Raw genomic sequence first — 1,786 nt, 5'->3', positions numbered from 1 at the left:
ATGTTGTTGGGTTCATATCTATCGTTCATGGATTAGCTGTAGGGTCTACGAATGGTTATCTGCATATAACCGGTCTTGCTGTTCATAAAGATTTTCAGCGTCATAGGGTAGGCACTGAACTGCTACGGTGCACTGAAAATTATGCGAAAGACAGCGGAATATCCAGCATTATTCTATGTACCGGGATGAAGCGAACAGATGCCCATGCTTTCTATGAGCATAATGGCTATGACAAAGATTCATACTGCTTTGATAAGATTATTAAACTTGACTAATGAATAACCATATTGCGTTACGCTAACGGATCACGATAGCGTGGAGCTGCCAAAAGGACAGCTCCTTCTTGAAGTTCATTGAAGTAACGGGAGAATAATGTTACCGGTAAGCATTTCGAAACGGCAGTTTAGTTGAACAAGATTAAGGGCTTTTATGGTAAAATTATGGAGTATTAATGTTGATACCTTTAAAAAAGAAGGTAATAAGTATCAAATTATTTGGAGGGAAAATCTATTGAAATGCCATTCTCTCCTTCGTGGCAGCATCGTTTATTCGGCGGTTTTCTGGCGTTATGAGCGGTTTAGGTGATATTCCACAATAAATTATCTTTTAAAGTAGAAAACTACAATTATGAAAGAGGGAATGAGGAATGGGGAAAATCAAAGTATCATTGTATCTATCTTTGGACGGAATCATGGAAGAGCCAGGGCTTTGGCACATGCCTTATTGGGATGATGAAATGGCCAATTTCCAACGAGATGTGTTTTATGGGACCGATGCACTTCTTCTTGGGCGAGTTACTTACGAAGGTTTTGCCGCAGCATGGCCCAAAATGAAGGGGGAGGGTGCCGACGAGATGAATGCCATGCCCAAATATGTGGCTACCACCACGCTGGAAGACCCCATATGGAACGCCAGCTTTATTAAAAATAACATCGTAGAAGAAGTGATCAAACTAAAGCAGAAAACGGATCAAAATTATTTGATATATGGCAGCGGTCAATTGGTTCGTACTTTAATGGATCACAATCTTATCGACGAGTATCGCTTTATGGTTCATCCGGTAGTATTGGGTAAGGGCAAACAACTATATACCGAACAGAATCAAAAAAAATTGAAGTTGGTAAGCATGAAGGCAACGACAAAAGGTGTGGCCCTTTTATCCTATCAACCCGCAGAATGAGTTGACTAAGTCGTTTAAGGTGAGTATAGAACGTAGCTCAGATTGAAAATATCGGGCTTCTTTTTTTGGCTCAATCTCAAAATCAGTGCTTGATCATTTAGCTTGAAAGACGAAGTCGATTGCATTCTACTAAAATGCCTGCTTTGTACCGATCTGGGTTACGGATGAAGTAGTGACGACGTTGAGATGCTTTAATACGATTATGACGGCCCTCTACAGTAGCATTGGTCCATCGGCAGTGGTGGTAATTGATGATTTCATCTTTCCAATTACGCATGGTTTTCAACGCATGGTTAACAGCTTCGTGCTCGATTTGGTCACCCTGTTTACACCAACGATTGAAGCCTGATGTGGCAACTTCAACATTCGGTGAATGGTCGTACCAGGTGGTGAAGGCCTCTTTCCATTCCCAGGTACCTCGCAGCATGTCGGAGTACCTAGCAATTCTTCAAGCTTCTTCTTGCTTTCTGCAGGTAGGGAGTCGACTGGAGGATTAAGCAAGCGGTGATGCGCTTTGAGCAGGGCTTTCGCCCGCGGAGCCAGCGTACTCTGAACCGCTTTACGAACATCTTGAACAGCCTCAATGACGTAACCGTGAACATGAAA

The 1,786-nt window shown here is 42.4% G+C and carries 2 protein-coding genes and 1 pseudogene; 2 read left to right on the top strand and 1 reads right to left on the bottom strand.

What is annotated here, in order from left to right:
• Both LRL21_RS44545 and LRL21_RS44540 read left to right on the top strand, forming a co-directional pair.
• Positions 1-275: GNAT family N-acetyltransferase (locus tag LRL21_RS44545; RefSeq protein ID WP_240422177.1), on the top strand; the 275-nt coding region annotated here is incomplete at its 5' end.
• Between the two features lie 371 nt (positions 276-646).
• Positions 647-1,180, top strand: coding sequence for a dihydrofolate reductase family protein (locus LRL21_RS44540; protein WP_240422176.1), 534 nt, complete (start codon positions 647-649; stop codon positions 1,178-1,180).
• 97 nt (positions 1,181-1,277) lie between these two features.
• On the opposite strand, the pseudogene LRL21_RS44535 reads toward LRL21_RS44540, so the two are convergent.
• A pseudogene (locus LRL21_RS44535) lies at positions 1,278-1,786 on the bottom strand (ISL3 family transposase); the annotation flags it as partial.

The sequence above is a fragment of the Paenibacillus periandrae genome, assembly GCF_022458865.1.
Taxonomy (GTDB): Bacteria; Bacillota; Bacilli; order Paenibacillales; family NBRC-103111; genus Paenibacillus_S; species Paenibacillus_S periandrae.
The sequence above is the reverse complement of the archived record's forward strand: the minus strand, read 5'-3'. Positions and strand labels throughout refer to the sequence as shown.